At 71.1% G+C, this 16,926-nt stretch carries 16 protein-coding genes and 1 pseudogene; 9 read left to right on the top strand and 8 right to left on the bottom strand.

Annotation, left to right across the window (positions count from 1 at the left end; genetic code table 11):
- Window positions 1–10: 10 nt before the first annotated feature.
- The 3 genes from purL to purS are packed head-to-tail and all read right to left on the bottom strand — an operon-like array spanning window position 11 to window position 3,380.
- Window positions 11–2,392 carry a phosphoribosylformylglycinamidine synthase subunit PurL gene (gene purL / locus ACVKXF_RS00765; RefSeq protein ID WP_456794540.1) on the bottom strand — a complete coding sequence of 794 codons (2,382 nt, stop codon included), beginning with the start codon at window positions 2,390–2,392 and terminating at the stop codon, window positions 11–13.
- Window positions 2,393–2,427: 35 nt separating this feature from the next.
- Complete coding sequence (gene purQ / locus ACVKXF_RS00760; RefSeq protein WP_111085606.1) at window positions 2,428–3,123, bottom strand: phosphoribosylformylglycinamidine synthase subunit PurQ; 696 nt, start codon at window positions 3,121–3,123, stop codon at window positions 2,428–2,430.
- A gap of 5 nt (window positions 3,124–3,128) precedes the next feature.
- Window positions 3,129–3,380: a phosphoribosylformylglycinamidine synthase subunit PurS gene (gene purS, locus ACVKXF_RS00755; protein WP_017886272.1), complete on the bottom strand. Its 252-nt coding sequence runs from the start codon at window positions 3,378–3,380 to the stop codon at window positions 3,129–3,131.
- A 189-nt stretch (window positions 3,381–3,569) separates the two neighbouring features.
- Between purS and ACVKXF_RS00750 the strand changes: the two genes are divergently transcribed.
- Window positions 3,570–4,184, top strand: coding sequence for a PadR family transcriptional regulator (locus ACVKXF_RS00750; RefSeq protein WP_123310311.1), 615 nt, complete (start codon window positions 3,570–3,572; stop codon window positions 4,182–4,184).
- A complete protein-coding gene (locus tag ACVKXF_RS00745) occupies window positions 4,181–5,830 on the top strand; it encodes a DHA2 family efflux MFS transporter permease subunit (RefSeq protein WP_396290140.1) in 1,650 nt (549 codons plus the stop codon). The genes ACVKXF_RS00750 and ACVKXF_RS00745 overlap by 4 nt, the downstream gene beginning before the upstream one ends.
- Window positions 5,831–6,070: 240 nt before the next feature.
- On the opposite strand, the gene ACVKXF_RS00740 is transcribed toward ACVKXF_RS00745, so the two are convergent.
- Window positions 6,071–6,889 carry a cytochrome c oxidase assembly protein gene (locus ACVKXF_RS00740; RefSeq protein ID WP_456794892.1) on the bottom strand — a complete coding sequence of 273 codons (819 nt, stop codon included), beginning with the start codon at window positions 6,887–6,889 and terminating at the stop codon, window positions 6,071–6,073.
- Window positions 6,890–7,037: 148 nt separating this feature from the next.
- Window positions 7,038–8,351, bottom strand: coding sequence for an acyltransferase family protein (locus ACVKXF_RS00735; RefSeq protein WP_456794539.1), 1,314 nt, complete (start codon window positions 8,349–8,351; stop codon window positions 7,038–7,040).
- A gap of 169 nt (window positions 8,352–8,520) precedes the next feature.
- Between ACVKXF_RS00735 and ACVKXF_RS00730 the strand changes: the two are divergent.
- Window positions 8,521–8,943, top strand: a pseudogene (locus tag ACVKXF_RS00730) (Fur family transcriptional regulator); the annotation flags it as partial.
- 164 nt (window positions 8,944–9,107) lie between these two features.
- Entirely contained in the window at window positions 9,108–10,634 is a 1,527-nt protein-coding gene (locus ACVKXF_RS00725; protein ID WP_123310303.1) for a catalase, read from the top strand.
- A 77-nt stretch (window positions 10,635–10,711) separates the two neighbouring features.
- On the opposite strand, the gene ACVKXF_RS00720 is transcribed toward ACVKXF_RS00725, so the two are convergent.
- Window positions 10,712–11,278, bottom strand: coding sequence for a GNAT family N-acetyltransferase (locus ACVKXF_RS00720; RefSeq protein ID WP_159573594.1), 567 nt, complete (start codon window positions 11,276–11,278; stop codon window positions 10,712–10,714).
- Between the two features lie 197 nt (window positions 11,279–11,475).
- Here ACVKXF_RS00720 and ACVKXF_RS00715 point away from each other — a divergent pair, with 197 nt between their 5' ends.
- Window positions 11,476–12,360 carry a VOC family protein gene (locus ACVKXF_RS00715; protein ID WP_456794538.1) on the top strand — a complete coding sequence of 295 codons (885 nt, stop codon included), beginning with the start codon at window positions 11,476–11,478 and terminating at the stop codon, window positions 12,358–12,360.
- Between the two features lie 102 nt (window positions 12,361–12,462).
- Here ACVKXF_RS00715 and ACVKXF_RS00710 read toward each other — a convergent pair whose 3' ends face one another.
- Window positions 12,463–13,248: an SDR family oxidoreductase gene (locus tag ACVKXF_RS00710; RefSeq protein WP_456794537.1), complete on the bottom strand. Its 786-nt coding sequence runs from the start codon at window positions 13,246–13,248 to the stop codon at window positions 12,463–12,465.
- Between the two features lie 127 nt (window positions 13,249–13,375).
- On the opposite strand from ACVKXF_RS00710, the gene ACVKXF_RS00705 reads away from it, so the two are divergent.
- The 4 genes from ACVKXF_RS00705 to ACVKXF_RS00690 are packed head-to-tail and all read left to right on the top strand — an operon-like array spanning window position 13,376 to window position 16,303.
- On the top strand, window positions 13,376–13,936 hold the full coding sequence (locus tag ACVKXF_RS00705; RefSeq protein ID WP_340197921.1) for a hypothetical protein: 561 nt from the start codon (window positions 13,376–13,378) through the stop codon (window positions 13,934–13,936).
- Window positions 13,933–14,550 carry a signal peptidase I gene (gene lepB, locus ACVKXF_RS00700; protein ID WP_456794536.1) on the top strand — a complete coding sequence of 206 codons (618 nt, stop codon included), beginning with the start codon at window positions 13,933–13,935 and terminating at the stop codon, window positions 14,548–14,550. Before ACVKXF_RS00705 ends, lepB begins: the two co-directional genes overlap by 4 nt.
- A gap of 20 nt (window positions 14,551–14,570) precedes the next feature.
- Entirely contained in the window at window positions 14,571–15,377 is an 807-nt protein-coding gene (locus tag ACVKXF_RS00695) for a helix-turn-helix transcriptional regulator (RefSeq protein ID WP_456794535.1), read from the top strand.
- Window positions 15,378–15,424: 47 nt separating this feature from the next.
- A complete protein-coding gene (locus tag ACVKXF_RS00690; protein ID WP_456794534.1) occupies window positions 15,425–16,303 on the top strand; it encodes a helix-turn-helix domain-containing protein in 879 nt (292 codons plus the stop codon).
- Here ACVKXF_RS00690 and ACVKXF_RS00685 read toward each other — a convergent pair.
- A complete protein-coding gene (locus ACVKXF_RS00685; protein ID WP_456794533.1) occupies window positions 16,293–16,817 on the bottom strand; it encodes an MmyB family transcriptional regulator in 525 nt (174 codons plus the stop codon). The two genes, ACVKXF_RS00690 and ACVKXF_RS00685, sit on opposite strands and share 11 nt — an antisense overlap.
- Window positions 16,818–16,926 lie beyond the last annotated feature (109 nt).

Raw genomic sequence — 16,926 nt, 5'->3', positions numbered from 1 at the left:
TCCGCCGGGCCTAGGAGTCCGTGCGCGGCGAGAAGGCACCGTCGGAGTCGAGCGGCCCGCGGCCGACGTACCCCTCGGTGACGTCCTCGACGATCACGTCGCCGAAGCGGGCCGGCAGCGTCGCGTTGTGGGTGCTGCGGAGCTCGTCCAGCGTCGCCGTGAACGCACCCTGGACCTCGAGCGCGTTCGACGTGGCGTCGGTCACGCCGATGCGCAGGACCGGGAAGCCCCGGCCGTCGCACAGGCCCTGGAAGCGGACGTCGTCCTCGCGCCGGACGGTCACGATGACGCGACCGGTCGACTCGGAGAACAGCGCGGTCGCCGTGTCGACGCCGTCGCGCGATTCGAGCTCGTCGAGCACCACGCGGGCACCGAGACCGAAGCGGAGCACCGACTCGGCGAGCGACTGGCCGAGGCCACCGTCCGCCAGGTCGTGCGCGCTCGTCAGCAGCTGCTCGCCGCTCGCGGCGAAGAGCAGCTCGGCGAGCTCCTTCTCGCGTCCGAGGTCCACTGCCGGCGGACGACCGCCGAGGTGTCCGTGCACCGTGCCGGCCCAGGCCGACCCGTCGAGCTCGAGGCTCGTCGTGCCGAGCAGGTAGATGTTGTGGCCGTCGTCCTGCCAGCCCGACGGGACGCGCTTGGCGACGTCGTCGATGACACCGAGCACACCGACGACCGGGGTCGGGTGGATCGGGGTGGTGCCGGTCTGGTTGTAGAACGACACGTTGCCGCCGGTGACCGGGATGCCGAGCTCCATGCAGCCGTCGGCCAGGCCCTCGACCGCCTCGGAGAACTGCCACATGACCTCGGGGTTCTCGGGGGAGCCGAAGTTCAGGCAGTCGGTGACCGCGGCGGGGACGGCACCGGTGACGGCGACGTTCCGGTACGCCTCGGCCAGGGCCAGGCGCGCACCCTGCTTCGGGTCGAGCTGGCAGTAGCGGCCGTTGGCGTCGGTCGCGATCGCGACACCGAGCCCGGTCTCCTCGTCGACGCGGATCATGCCGCCGTCGTCGGGGAAGGAGAGCGCGGTGTTGCCGAGCACGTAGGTGTCGTACTGGTTCGTGACCCAGTTCTTCGACGACAGGTTCGGCGAACCGAGCAGGCTGAGGAACTGCGCCTTGAGCGCGGGGCCGTCGGCCGGCCGGTCGAGCGAGGCAGCGGTGTCGGCCTGCAGCGCGTCGATCCAGGTCGGGTAGGCGACCGGGCGGTCGTAGACCGGGCCGTCGACGGCGACGGTGCGCGGGTCGACGTTCACGATCTCCTGGCCCTGCCAGTCGATGACGAGACGGCCGGTGCCGGTGACCTCGCCCAGGACGCTGGTCTCGACCTCCCACTTGCCGACGACGCTCAGGAACTCGTCGAGCTTGTCGGGGCGGACGACCGCCATCATGCGCTCCTGGCTCTCCGACATCAGGATCTCCTCGGCCGTGAGCGTGGGGTCGCGCAGCAGGACGTCGTCGAGCGAGATGTGCATGCCGCCGTCGCCGTTGCTCGCGAGCTCGGACGTGGCGCAGGAGATGCCCGCGGCGCCGAGGTCCTGGATGCCCTCGACCAGTTCCTTCTGGAACAGCTCGAGGCAGCACTCGATCAGGACCTTCTCGGCGAAGGGGTCACCGACCTGGACGGCGGGACGCTTGGTCGGGCCGCCCTCGGTGAAGGTGTCGGACGCCAGGATCGATGCGCCGCCGATGCCGTCGCCACCGGTGCGGGCACCGAACAGCACGACCTTGTTGCCGGCGCCGGACGCGTTCGCCAGGTGCAGGTCCTCGTGCCGCAGGACACCGACCGCCAGGGCGTTGACCAGCGGGTTGCCCTGGTACACCGGGTCGAAGTACGTCTCGCCGCCGATGTTCGGCAGGCCGAGGCAGTTGCCGTAGAACGAGATGCCGCCGACGACGCCGTGCACGACGCGTGCGGTGTCCTCGTGGTCGATCGCGCCGAAGCGGAGCTGGTCCATGACGGCGACCGGGCGTGCACCCATCGAGATGATGTCGCGGACGATGCCGCCGACACCGGTCGCGGCGCCCTGGTACGGCTCGACGTAGGACGGGTGGTTGTGCGACTCGACCTTGAAGGTCACCGCCCAGCCGTTCCCGACGTCGACGACACCGGCGTTCTCGCCCATGCCCACCATCAGGTTCTTCGTCATCTCCGGCGTGACCTTCTTGCCGAACTGACGGAGGTAGTTCTTCGAGGACTTGTAGGAGCAGTGCTCGGACCACATGACGGAGTACATCGCCAGCTCGCCCGAGGTGGGGCGGCGGCCGAGGATCTCCTTGATGCGGGCGTACTCGTCCGGCTTCAGGCCGAGCGCGTCGTACGGCTGGTCCTTGTCGGGAGTCGCCGCGGCATCCTGCACGGTGTCGGGCTTCGGGCGCACGTAAGTCGTCACGGTGTTGTCGTTCCCTGTCACTGGAGTCGCGGTCGTCACTTGACGAGCGTCGACTCGATCACGGAGGTGAAGAAGGTGAGGCCGTCCGTGCCGGAGGCCATGGCAGCGGCGGTGTCCGGGCCGAAGCCGGGCTCGGTCGCGTGCTCGGGGTGCGGCATCAGGCCCACGACGTTGCCGCGCTCGTTCGAGACGCCGGCGATGTCGTCGATCGAACCGTTCGGGTTCACGCCCACGTAGCGGAACACGACCTGGCCGTTGTCCTCGATGCGCTTGATCTCGTCGGCGTCGGCGACGAACCGGCCGTCGGCGTTCTTGAGCGGGATCGTGATCTCCTGCTGCGCGGTGAACCCCGAGGTCCAGGCCGTCGAGGTGGTCTCGACGCGGAGCTTCTGGTCGCGGCGGATGAACTGCTGGTGCGCGTTGCGGGTGTGCGCCCCGGGGACCAGACGGGCCTCGGCCAGCATCTGGAAGCCGTTGCAGATGCCGAGCACGGGCATGCCCTTGCCGGCGGCGTCGATGACCTCGGCCATGATCGGCGCCTTCGCGGCGATCGCACCGGCGCGCAGGTAGTCGCCGTACGAGAACCCGCCGGGCAGCACGATCGCGTCGACGCCCTGCAGGTCGTGGTCGCCGTGCCAGAGGGCGACGGGGTCGGCGCCGGCGAGACGGACCGCGCGCTGGGCGTCGCGGTCGTCGAGCGAGCCGGGGAAGGTGATGACGCCGATGCGCATCCGGGTCACTGGCCTTCGACGGTCACGGAGACGACGTCCTCGATGACCGCGTTCGAGAAGACGTCGGCGGCGATGTCGCGGACCTCGGCCAGCTTGGCGTCGTCGACGGGGCCGTCGACGGTCACCTCGAAACGCTTGCCGATGCGGACGTTGGTCAGGTCGGCCTTGCCCAGGCGCGCGAGGGCGTTGCCCACCGCCTTGCCCTGGGGGTCGAGGATCTCAGCCTTGGGCATGACCTCGACGACGATCGTTGGCACGTGTTCTCTCCAGCACTTCAGGGGTGGGGGGACGCGACCAGTCTACGGGGCGCGCGCGACACGCCGGGACGGATCCGGGCCTCCTGTGGAGGGGAAACTGTGCGTTTGCTCACGTGTGTTCCACTCCGTATATTCGAAGTCGAATAGTCCAGTCCGAAGACTGCCGCATCGATCAGCCAGGAGGCACGGATGGCGTCGCTCACACCGCTCGCATTCGCCGCGCTCGACCTGCTGAACGAGGCGCCGATGCACCCGTACGAGATGTTCCAGACGATGCTCCACCGGCAGGAGGAGCGGAACGTCAAGGTCCGCCCGGGCACCCTGTACCACCAGGTCGGCCGCCTAGCCGAACTCGGGTTCGCCCAGGTCGTGGGCACCGACCGCGACGGCAACCGTCCGGAGCGCACCACCTACACGATCACCGACGCCGGCCGCGCAGCGCTCGCCGACGGCCTCCGCCGCATGGTGGCCGAGCCCGCCGACGAGTACCCGGAGTTCCACCTGGCGCTCTCCGTCCTCGAGAACCTGCCGCAGGCCGAGGCGGTCGATGCCGTCCGGGCACGGATCGTCGCGCTCGAACGGGAGCGCGACGACTACGACGAGGCGCTCCAGCGCGTGCACGCCAAGCAGCTCACCGAGCGCTACTGGCTCGACGTGTCGTACGTCCGTGCGATGCTCGCCGCGCAGATCGAGTGGCTCAGCACCACCGTCGACCGCATCGCCAGCGGCGACCTCCCCTGGGACGGCCCGGCCGTCCCCGCAGACACTGACTTCCCCACGAACAGCAAGGACACCACTCGATGACCACCGTCACGCCTCCGCGGACGACCGAGAAGAAGCCGTGGCCCGCCCTCTGGGCGCTCGTCGTCGGCTTCTTCATGATCCTCGTCGACTCGACCATCGTGTCGGTCGCCACCCCCACCATCGCCCAGAAGCTCGACGCGGACATCAACGCCGTGATCTGGGTGACGAGCGCGTACCTGCTCGCCTACGCCGTGCCGCTGCTCATCACGGGCCGGCTCGGTGACCGCTTCGGCCCGAAGGTCATGTACCAGATCGGCCTCGTGGTCTTCACGCTGGCCAGCCTGTGGTGCGGCCTGGCCGGCTCGATCGAGGTGCTCATCGTCGCCCGCGTCGTGCAGGGCCTCGGCGCCGCGATGATGAGCCCGCAGACGATGTCCGTCATCACGCGCATCTTCCCGCCGCAGAAGCGCGGCGCGGCGATGGGTCTCTGGGGCGCCGTCGCCGGTGTCGCCTCGCTCGTCGGCCCGATCGTCGGCGGCCTGCTCGTCGACGGCTTCGGGTGGGAGTGGATCTTCTTCGTGAACGTCCCCGTGGGTGTCGTCGCGTTCGTCCTGGCGCAGCGCTTCGTGCCGTCGTTCGACCGCCACGGCCACCGCTTCGACTACCTCGGGATCTTCCTGTCCGCGGTCGGTCTGTTCCTGCTCGTGTTCGGCATCCAAGAGGGCGAGACCTACGACTGGGGCACCATCGCCGGCCCGATCTCGGTGTGGGGCCTGATCATCGCCGGCCTGGTCGTCCTCGCCGGGTTCGTGGTCTGGCAGGGTACGCAGAAGGGCGAGCCGCTGCTGCCCCTCGGCCTGTTCAAGGACCGCAACTTCACGCTCGCCAACGTCGCCATCACGGCCGTCGGTGTCGCGATCGCCTCGTTCGCCCTGCCGATCATGCTCTGGGCGCAGGACGTCCTGCGCTTCTCGCCGACCCAGGCTGCGCTGCTCCTCGTGCCGCAGGCCGTGCTGTCCGCCGGCCTCGCCCCGCTCGTCGGCAAGAACCTCAACCGCTGGAACCCGCGCTGGGTCGCCGCGTTCGGCCTCGCCTGCTTCTCGGCCGGGCTGTTCTGGTTCGGCGCCCTGCTGTCGTCGAGCGCCGACTGGGGATGGGTGCTCCTGCCGAGCGCGCTCCTCGGCATCGCGAACGCCTGCATGTGGGGCCCGCTGTCCGTCTCGGCGACCCGCAACCTGCCGCCGAAGCTGGCCGGTGCCGGCTCGGGCGTCTACAACACCACGCGGCAGATCGGTGCGGTCCTCGGGTCGGCCGGCATCGCCGCGCTGATGGAGGCCCGGATCACCGCGAACTTCCCGTCCTCGACCGGCGGGGTGTCCGCGGGCGGAGCCGAGCAGCAGGTCGGCGCACTGCCGGGTGCACTGCTCGAGCCGTTCTCGCGGGCCATGGGCGAGTCGCTGTTCCTGCCGGCGATCGTGCTCATCGCGGCGATCGTGGCGGCGCTGTTCCTGGCGAAGCCGAAGCAGACCGTCGCCTGGCAGCAGACCGGTGGCGTGACCACTCAGCCGGGCGCCGAGGGCACTGCCCCGACCGAGGGCGACGCGAAGCCGACCGCGCACGGTGCGCACGCTGCGGCCGCTGCTCCGGCGACGCCCGAGGCCGAGCTCGCGGGCATCGACCACCACGGCAAGCACGCCGACGCCTGACCCGCGCCGACCACACGGGCCCCGGGCTGCTCACACGAGCGGCCCGGGGCTCGCGTGCGTCCGGGGTCGCGGCGTGGTCGTTGCGGCCGCGGGGTTGCGACACCGTCGATGTCGTACGACAACGGTCTTGTCGCTGCCCCGCGTCGGCAGCGGTTGCGGCCGCGGGGGTGCGACACCGTCGATGTCGTACGACGTCGACGATGTCGTTCCGGGTCAGCGCCGCCGCCGCCCGCCCCGCGCTCACCCGCGGCGCCGCAGGTGCGCCCGCGTCAGCTCGTCGATCTGCTCGTCGGTCAGGGCGTCGACGGCGTGGGCCTCGCGGCGGTCGGTCCGCTGCCACCGGATGAACAGCGAGATGAGCACGGGGATGTCCGCCACCTCGGCGATGAACCACAGCAGGTCGCCCGCCAGGTGCTGATCGCGCAGCGGGGACGGGAACCACGGCTGCCCGACCGCCTGCACCACCGAGCCGTCGAGCACGTGGTTCGTGATCCGCAGCACGATGCCCGGCACCGCGTCGATCATCAGCTCGACGAACGCGAGCAGGAACTCCGCGGTGACGAACGTCGACGACCGCAGCACCCCGGGCTCGGACAGCGGGGCGAGCAGTCCGAAGCCGAGCGCCGGCACCGTCACCGTGATGACGACGGCCCAGACGGACGATTCCCGCAGCGTCGCCGCGAACGGTGTCAGCAACAGGCCGAACAGGACGAGGGCGACCAGCGGCGCGACGATCGCGTTGCCGAGCAGGCGCACTGGACGCGACCGCATGGCGGCGTCGGCGGCGTGCGCGAGGTGATCCGGGCCTCCTGTCCGGAGCAACGACACGGGCGCACCGAGCGCGGCGAAGGTGGGGACCGCGAAGAAGAGCAGGGCGGACCGCAGGACGAACGCCCACCGCAGCTGCTGGTCGTACACGCCGACGATGCCGAACTGCAGGATGCCGAACAACGCCAGCGCCGCGACGAAGGCGAGGGTGCGCCACCAGGGCCAGTGTGCGCCGCGACGTGCGGCGCCGACCACCCACCAGCCGTAGGCGACCGTGGCGACGACGATCATCACCGCTGACAGGGGGTCGAACCGCCAGGTGCTCCAGAACTCGGGTGTCGACGGCGTCGGGTGCCTCCTGCGGATCGGCCTCGTGCCATCCTCTGCCCGGCGTGTGTGCCGGGGCAGACCCGAGCGGCTCCGATCGGTGAGAACCGGTTCAGATCCGGGTGACGCCCCTGGCCGGCGTGGTCCGCGAGAGCAACCACACCCCGATCGGCACCGCGACGGCGCCGATGACCGCGACCCCGAACGACAGGTGCAGCTGCATCACGAGGAACGCCGGACCGATCGTGCAGACCGCCGCGACGGCGACGACGGGCCACGACGGACGGTCGGCCGAGGGCAGCAGGCGGGGGAGCGGGCGGTCGAACCAGCGCAGCGCCCGAGCGACCCCGAGCGCGACGGCGAGCACCACGACCACTGCGACGACGCGGGACGCCCACCACGGACCGGAGCCCGGCGTCGGGAACGGCAACCCGACCAGCAGGGCGACCCCGTTCAGCGCGATGAAGAGCGGCAGGTGCCAGAGGTAGATGGTCATGCCGTCCCGACCGAGCACGAACACGGCGCCGAGCGCGGCCCGGGTGCGCATCAGGCGGGTGAGCGGGGCGTGCACGAGCTGGACCAGGCAGGCCTGTGCGATCGCGAGGAACGCCAGCGGGAGCATCGGCGGGTTGAGGTCCTGCAGCATGTCCGGTGCCCACAGCCCGATCGAGGTCATCGGGACGAGCAGGGCGTAGGCGGCGACCGCCACCGCGAGCAGGAGCGCCTTCGACCGCCGCGCGAACCAGCCGCCGGCCCAGAGGAACCCGAGCTGCTGGGCGAAGAGCCACACCGGTCCGAGGTTGAGCAGTCCGACCTCGGCGACCCCGGTGGCCAGGCGGACCGCGTCGACCGCTCCGGCGAGCAGCAGCAGGACGCCGAGGGTGGCCCACGGTGCCCGCTCGTGCAGGCGCATCATCAGTGGCACGCAGCACTGCGTGATGCCGTACGCGGCGAGGAACCAGAGCGGCGAACCGATGCCGAACGCGACCTCGGCGAGGAGGTCCGGCGGGGTGCCGGCGGCCGTCGCCACCCCGAGCCCGAGTGCGAGGAACACGAACAGCGGGACCGCCGGCCGGAACAGGCGCACCAGCCGGGTGGCCAGGTAGTCGCGCGCGGGGCTCGGTGCACCGCGGGCGACGGTGCTGCGCCAGCCGGTCGCGCTCGCGAAGCCGCCGACCACGAAGAAGAGGGGCATCACCTGCCCGACCCAGGTGGCGGCGACGTACCACGGGAGCTCCTGCAGGGGGCTCGTCACCCGCACCCCCTGGTCGTCGGCGGCGACGCCGACCATCGTGACGTGCACGATGACGACGAGGACGACGCAGGCCGTCCGGATGAGGTCGACGACCAGGTCCCGCTTCGCGATGATCCCCCGGACGTCCGGTGCACTGTTCGCCTGTTCAGGCAGACCTTGGCTCGTGGACATGTCCGGACGCTAGCGTGCGGAACGGTCGGTCCAGGGTCGCCCCAGCTGATCGCGACCGGATCGTGACACTTCGTATTCCGGTAGCGGCATGCGTCCTCGCGCTGACCGCCGGCAGAAGCTCGTGTACAGTGGCCACGTTGTCTTGATTCCTGCAAAAGAAAGGCTCAGCATGGACGCCGACGCCGATCTGCTCCGCACCTCGGGCCTCCGGGTGACGACACCGCGACTCGCGGTACTGCGCGCGACCGAGTCGATGCCGCACGCCACCGCCGACGACATCGTCACGGCACTCACCGCCGAACTCCCGACGACCAGCCACCAGGCCGTCTACGGGGTCCTCGCCGCACTCACCGGCGTCGGGCTCGTCCGACGCATCGAGCCGGCAGGCAGCCCCGCGCGCTACGAGCGACGGACCGGGGACAACCACCACCACATCGTCTGCACGCTGTGCGGCGCGATCGAGGACGTCGACTGCGCCGTCGGACACTCGCCCTGTCTGACCCCGTCGGACGCGCACGGCTTCGCCGTCACCACCGCCGAGGTCACCTACTGGGGCATCTGCGAGCGCTGCGCCGCGGCCGAGCGCGACGACGCAGGCGCAGAGGCGCCCAGCCCAGGCGCAGACGCGCCCGGCACAGGCGCAGGCGCAGGCGCCCCCGACGCAGGCGCAAGCGCAGTCGCCCCCGACGCCCCGCGCGTCCCCTGAACCACCCGAGCACCCCTGACCGAACCAACCGTTCCACCCAAGGAGGAACCGTGTCCGACCAGAACACGACCGGCACCCCGTCCGGCACCCCCACCACCACGACCAACTCCGGCGCTCCCGTCTCGAGCGACGAGCACTCGATGGGCGTCGGGGCCGACGGCCCCCTCGCGCTGCACGACCACTACCTGGTCGAGAAGCTCGCCCAGTTCAACCGCGAGCGCGTGCCGGAGCGCGTCGTCCACGCGAAGGGCGGCGGAGCGTTCGGTACCTTCACCGTCACGCAGGACATCAGCAAGTACACCCGCGCCGCGTTCCTGCAGCCGGGCCAGCAGACCGAGATGCTCACGCGCTTCTCGTCCGTCGCTGGCGAGCAGGGTTCGCCCGACACGTGGCGCGACCCCCGCGGCTTCGCGCTGAAGTTCTACACGTCCGAGGGCAACTACGACCTCGTCGGCAACAACACCCCGGTCTTCTTCATCCGCGACGGCATCAAGTTCCCCGACTTCATCCGCTCGCAGAAGCGTCTGCCCGGATCGCACCTGCGCGACCACGACATGCAGTGGGACTTCTGGACCCTGTCGCCCGAGTCGGCGCACCAGGTCACTTGGCTCATGGGTGACCGTGGCCTGCCGGCGAGCTGGCGCGAGATGGACGGCTTCGGGTCGCACACGTACCAGTGGATCAACGCTGAGGGTGAGCGCTTCTGGGTGAAGTACCACTTCCTGACCGAGCAGGGCCACAAGACCCTGACGCAGGAGGACGCCGACCGCATCGCCGGTGAGGACGCGGACTTCCACATCCGTGACCTGCACGCCGCGATCGAGCGTGGCGACTTCCCGCGCTGGACGCTCAAGGTGCAGATCATGCCCTACGCGGACGCCGAGTCGTACCGGTTCAACCCGTTCGACCTGACGAAGGTGTGGCCGCACGCCGACTACCCGCTCATCGAGGTCGGCACGATGGAGCTCAACCGCAACCCGGAGAACTACTTCGCGCAGATCGAGCAGGCGACGTTCGCACCGTCGAACTTCGTGCCCGGCATCGCGGCGAGCCCCGACAAGATGCTCCTGGCGCGCATCTTCAGCTACGCGGACGCCCACCGCTACCGCGTCGGCACGAACCACGCGCAGCTGCCGGTGAACGCCCCGAAGAACGAGGTGCACTCGTACTCGAAGGACGGCGCCATGCGCTTCGACTTCCAGAAGTCCGAGGTGCCGGTGTACGCCCCGAACTCGCTCGGTGGCGCGCACGCCGACCCGACCGCGACCGACGACGTGCCCGGTTGGGAGTCGGACGGCGCGCTGCAGCGCTCCGCGGCGACCCTGCACCCGGAGGACGACGACTTCGGCCAGGCCGGCACGATGGTCCGCGAGGTCCTCGACGACGCCGCCCGTGAGCGCCTGGTCGGCAACATCGCCGGTCACGTCTCGAAGGTGACGCGTGACGACCTGCGCGAGCGTGTCTTCGCGTACTGGACGAACGTCGACGCCGACCTCGGTGCGCGCGTGCGCGCCGCGGTCGTGCCGAGCGCGCCGGGTTCGAACGAGGACCCGGAGACGGTTGCGGTCGAGGCGTAAGCCCCGCTCCACCATCTGACGGACGGGAGGCACGGTGCCAGCTGGCACCGTGCCTCCCGTCCGTTCGTGGTTGCGTTCTAGACCTCTTGGCCGTTCAGCCAGATCGGGCCGGCCGGCCAGTCCTCGAGCGCTGCGGCCACCGGCCGCACCATCCAGCCGCCCTGTTCCGTGTTCGTGATGCCGGCGCCCTCGGCGGTGAACGCCGAGAAGGTGCCGACGACCTCGGGGAACTCGTGCCAGCCGAGCTTCGCGTAGAAGGGGATGCGGTTCTCGCCTGCGCCGAGGAAGCCGTACGGTACCGCGAGTCCGTCGAGCACGGCGTGGGTGCGCTCCATGAGCTCCCGGCCCTTGCCCGATCCCTGCAGCCGGGGCGACACGGCGACGAGACCGGTGTCCCCGACGAGCACGTCGCGCCCGCCGACCGTGATGAACATGCGGCGGATCCCGACGTGCGCCAGGACGACGCCGTCCTGGTCGCGGGCGAGGACCCGGCGCTCGGGCTGCATGCCGGACCAGCTGCGGCCGCCCACGTACCAGTGGGACCAGTCCGGGAACGCCTGCGCCAGCAGTGCTGCGATCGCTTCGTGGTCGGGGAGCGAGAGGGAGCTCTCCTCGACCACCTCCCACCGGATGTCATCAGTCACGCGTCCATCCTGCACGGATGTGGGGGAGGTCGTTGCGTCCGCTTGGTCCGGCAAAGCGACAGATCGCCGCGAACCGTTCGCAGCGATCTGTCGCTTTGGCGGGTGCCTCGCGCCGGGGTCGCGTGGATCTGTCGCTCTGGTGCAGCCGATGACCCCATTTGGTTGACGCGTCAACCAAATGGGCGCACACTGGTGCCATGCACACGCAGGACCTCCTCGCCGCCGACACCGGGATGGGTGCCGTCACCCTCCGCGTCGCGAACCTCGACCGGATGATCGGCTACTACCGCGACGGCGTCCAGCTCGCGCTGCTCTCGAACGAGGGCGGCGTCGCCGTGCTGGGGCGACCGGGCGCCGGTGGTCTGGCGATCCCGATCGTGATCCTCGAGCACGCGCCGTCGATGCAGCACGCGTCCCCCCACGACGCCGGCCTGTTCCACACTGCGATCCTGTTCGACACCCGGGCAGACCTGGCCGCGGCGCTGTACTCGGTCGCGACGAAGTTCCCGCAGAGCTTCACCGGCAGCGCCGACCACCTGGTGAGCAACGCGTTCTACTTCACCGATCCCGAGGGCAACGGCGTCGAGCTGTACTGGGACCGCGACCGCACCGAGTGGTCGTGGACGCACGGCATGGTCGACATGGACACGAAGTACGTCGACCCGAACGCGTTCCTGCAGGAGCACCTGACGCAGGACGCCCTGGACACCGCCGCGGCACGCCCGGGCAAGGTCGGCCACGTGCACCTGTCGGTCGGCGACGTCGCCAGCGCGAAGGCGTTCTACGTCGACAAGCTCGGCTTCGCGACGACGGCCGGGTGGGGTGAGGCCCTGTTCGTCAGCGCCGGCGGGTACCACCACCACATGGCGATGAACACCTGGAACTCCCGCGGGGCCGGGCGCCGCCAGCTCGCCCTCGGGCTCGGACTCGTGCGGATCGAGGTGCCGGGAGCCGACGACCTCGGCGCCCTCGTGTCGCGCATGCACGACACCGGGGTGCAGACCGCGGACGACGGCCGGACGGTCGCGTTCGAGGACCCGTGGGCGAACCGCATCGAGGTGACCGCGCCCGGTCGCGGCTGACGAGCGGGTCGCGAGGGGCCGAGTCTCGGGCTGCGCGACACTCCTCGCGCCCGAAGCCCCGAGAAGTGTCGCTGACCCCGAATCTCGGCGCCGGCTGACCGGTCACGCGCGGTTCGAGATCCCGCCGTCCGACGTCAGCAGCTGCCCGTTCACCCAGGCGCCCTGCTCCGAGCAGAGGAACCCGACGAGCGCCGCGGTGTCCGACGGTCGACCGAGCCGGCCGAGCGGCGTTCCCTCGACCGCCCAGCGCTTGACGTCGTCGGACATCCACCCGGTGTCGTTCGGGCCGGGGTTCACGACGTTCGCGCTGACGCCCAGGCTGCCGAGCTCCTTCGCGGCGCCGAACACGATGCGGTCGAGCGCACCCTTCGAAGCCCCGTACGGCAGGTTGTACGCGATGTGGTCGCTCGTCAGTGCGACGATCCGCCGACGGTCGCGTGGTGCGGCGTCGCCGGCGCGCTCGAGTGCGGCCGCGTACGCCTGCACGAGCAGGAACGGCGCGCGGGCGTTGACGGCGAAGTGCCGGTCCCACGACTCGACCGTCGTGGTCCGGAAGTCCGAGTCCACCGATTCGCAGTGCGACATCACCAGCGCGGTGACGGGCGCGCCCGCCTCCGTCTCGGCACGGCCGACCAGCGCGGCAGCCTGTTCCGGGTCCTCCAGGTCGACCGGGAGGCGCGTCACGCGTGCACCCGCCGACTCGCACTCCTGCACGACGGACTCGACCCCGTCGGGATCTGCCCCACCGCTCACGCGGTCGTCGTACGGGCCCCACCACGAGATGGCCAGGTCCCAGCCGTCGGTCGCCAGCCGGGTGGCGAGCGCCGCGCCGATACCGGCTCTGCGGCCCACGCCGGTCACCAGGGCGAGTGGTCGTGCGGACGTCATACGGGCCTCCTCTTCGGTGCTCCGTCGCACCGATCGCCACCCAGTCTGCCGGAACCGGGCACGCTCGTGGCCATCGCACTCGGCGTCCTGTCGGCGAGGACCGGCGCGCGAGGGCCAAGATGGACGGATGCCACGCACACGACCACCGCTCGGACGCGGACCCCGCGGCGGTCGTCCGGACCCGCGCGACCTGCCGATCGAGCACGTGCGCGACCGGATGTCGTCCTACATCTACGGCAACATCACGGTGCTCGCCGCCGCGATCGCCGTCGACCCCGCCGCGATCCACCACGGCTCGGCGATCTGGGCCGTCCTGGCGACCGCGGTGCTGACCTACCTGGCGCACGTCCTCGCGCACCTGGTGGCGCACGGGCTCGGCGGCGACGAGTCCGAGACCGACGACGCCCGGCGCGAATCGGTCGCGACCATCATGCGGAACGCCAACCCCATCGCGACGTCCGGGCTCATCCCCGCGGTGCTGTACGCGGTGGCGTGGGCCGGGTGGATCCCGGCGGGGTGGGCGCAGACGGCGGCCCTCGTCATCCTGGTGGTGCGCATCGGGATGGTCGGCGTCTTCGTGCAGCGGTTCAGCGGCAGGCGCCCCACGTTCCTCGGGCTCTGGGGCGGCATCGTGCTGGCCGCCGTGGCGTTCGTGATCGGTCTCGTGAAGGTGGTGTTGACGCATTGAGTGCCGCCGAGTCCGAACCGAAGCCGAAGCGGGCCGGCTGGAAGTTCCTCCGCGACCTGGTGGTCATCGTCGTCGTGGCGCTGCTGGCGTCGTTCCTGGTGAAGACCTACCTGGTCCGGGCCTTCTCCATCCCGTCCGGGTCGATGGAGAACACGCTGCTCATCGGCGACCGCGTGCTCGTCAACGAACTCGTCCCCGGCGCCGTCCCGCTGCAGCGCGGTGACGTCGTCGTGTTCCAGGACCCGGGCGGCTGGCTCGGTACCGGGCAGGGCGACGACCTGATCAAGCGCGTCATCGGCCTGCCGGGCGACACGGTGTCGTGCTGCGGCACCGGCGGTCACCTGTCGGTGAACGGACACCCGGTCGACGAGCCGTACGTGGTGCCCGAGATCGGGTCGGACCGGGTCTCCGGCACCGACTTCGACATCACCGTGCCGGAGGGGCGCATCTGGGTGATGGGCGACAACCGGTACAACTCGGCGGACTCCCGTGTGCACGGCACGGTGCCGGTCGACGACGTGGTCGGTCGTGCGTTCATCACCACGTGGCCGGTGTCACGGTGGACGGTGCTCTCGCGGTACGCCGACGAGTGGGACCAGGTGCCGGACCCATGACGACTCCCGACGCTGTGCCCATGGACGCTGTGCCCATGGACTACGTGACCGGGGGTGACGCGGACCTGTCGATCCGGCGCATCGGGACGCACGGACACCGGTCCGGCACGATCGGGCCCCGTCCGGACCACGTGGTCTTCTGGCTCGCCGACGGCCGTGCCCACCTGACCGCGGACGACGGCTCGAGCTGGGACGTCGGCGCCGAACGCCCGATGATGCTCTCAGCGTCGCTGGCGTACGGCTTCGACACCGACGCCACAGCCATGACCCTGCTGCACCTGGCGCCGGCCCTGCTCGGCGACCGCGACGGCGTGGCCGAGTTCCGCCAGCCGGACGCCGCCGACCCCCGGATCGAGCCGCTCCGGGCACTGCTCCGCGACGTCACCGATCGGGTGCTCGACCCGGCGCTGCCGGGCGACGAGCGGGCCGCGGTGAACCGGCGCATCGCCACCGTCGTGCTGTCCACGTTCGCGCCGTCGCGGTCGGACGTCGAGCACCGGATGCGCCGCGCGATCCGCTTCGTGCACGACGAGGCCGGCCGGCCGCTCTCGGTGGCCGACATCGCGGCCTCGTGCGGCCTGACCGAGCGCGGCGTGCAGGCCCTCTTCCGCCGGCGTCTCGCGGTGACGCCGATGCAGTACCTGCGCGAGGTCCGACTCGACCGGGTCCACCTCGAGCTCGGACGTTCGCGCTCCGGAGCGCTGCTGGTGAGCGACGTCGCCCGACGGTGGCAGTTCACGCACCTCGGACGCTTCGCCGCGCACTACCGCGCACGCTTCGGCGAGCAGCCGCACGAGACCATCGCACGAGGACCCGGCGCCGTCTGAGAACGGCGGTTCTCGCGTTCATTGCGGGTTCCGGCTATCCTGCATCCGTGGATGCGCGACGGTCCGGTCTGGGTCAGTACCTCCGCGCCCGTCGGGCACTCGTCCAGCCCGAGGACGTCGGACTCGCCCGCGAGCCCGGACGCCGCGTCGAGGGGCTGCGGCGCGAAGAGGTCGCCCGGCTCGCCGGCATCAGCGCCGAGTACTACCTCCGGCTCGAGCGCGGCCGTGACCACCAGCCGTCCGATCAGGTCCTGGTGGCCCTGGCCCGGGCACTGCGGCTCGACGGTGAAGCGCTCGACTACGTGCGACGGATCGCCCACGCCGAGCGCCGACGGCCCCTCGGCATCGACCCGCCGGGCATCGACGACTCGGTCCGTGCGCTGCTGGCGCAGTGGGCGCACACCCCGGCGTTCGTGATGGACCGGAACCAGGACATCATCCTGTCCAACGCGCTGGCGAGCGCACTCGGACCCGGGTACATGGAGCCGGGCGCCAACCTCGTCCTGCAGATCTTCACCGAAGCCTCGCGGCAGCACGCCGTGGACTGGGAGCCGACCGCGCACCGCGTCGTCGCCGCCCTGCGCCTGCACGCCGAACCCGAGGACCCCCGTCTGCAGGAGATCGTCGGGACGCTCACCCTGCAGGACCCGGACTTCGCCCGCATCTGGGCACGGCACGACGTCGCCGTCCAGCGCACGGGGACCTCACGGCACTGGATCGACCCGATCGGGTGGATCGAGTTCCGCTGGCAGAACTTCGCGATCCCCGGCAGCTCGCACGTGCTCGTCACCTTCTGGGCCGACCCGGGCACCCCGGCAGCGGCGGCCGTCGCCTACCTCGCGGCGCAACTCCGACCCGACGCGCGGCGGACGAGTGCCGACGCACTGCGCACGGCACCGGTCGACGGCGAACCGATCAGCGGCTGAGCACCGCGCGCAGGGCGTCGAGGTGCGCGGCAGCGTCGTCGTCCGCAGCGGTCCAGACCACCAGCACGTGCTCGGAGTCCTCCTGCCGCCGGAACTGCTCCCACCGCAGCAGGACCCGTCCGACGAGCGGGTTGTCGAACGTCGTCACGCCACGGTGCGCAGGTCGGTCGGCGCCGGCCGCCCACTCGCTCGCGAAGGCCGGGCTCCTGGCCATCAACTCACCGAGGAGCTGGCGGAACCGCGTGTCCGCCTCGTGCTGCTCGAGCGAGTCCCGGAAGGTCGCCGCGGTGCGGTGGGCCTCGGCCTCCCACCCGGCGACCGAGTCCTCGACGTGCGGGTTCAGGAACGTGAACCGCGCCAGGTTCGTGCCGACCGTCAACGACGCCGAGACCGCTCCGGCGAGCCGGTTCGCCGCCACGACGTCGAGGTAGCGGTCGAAGACGACGGCCGGCTCGGCGAGTGCGTCCACGAAGTCCTGGGCCGACGTCGTCGTCGTGCCGTCCCCGTTGTCCATCTTGCTCACGCTAGACGTTCCCCTCGGGGCGAAAGGGGTCCCGCGAGGACCCGGCTCGGCCGACGGCGTGCCCGCCCGCACGCACCACGCGGCGTTTCCGACGGTGCCG

Source organism: Curtobacterium sp. PvP017 (genome assembly GCF_054060195.1).
Note: the sequence above shows the minus strand (reverse complement) of the source record. Positions and strands in the feature narration are given on the sequence as shown.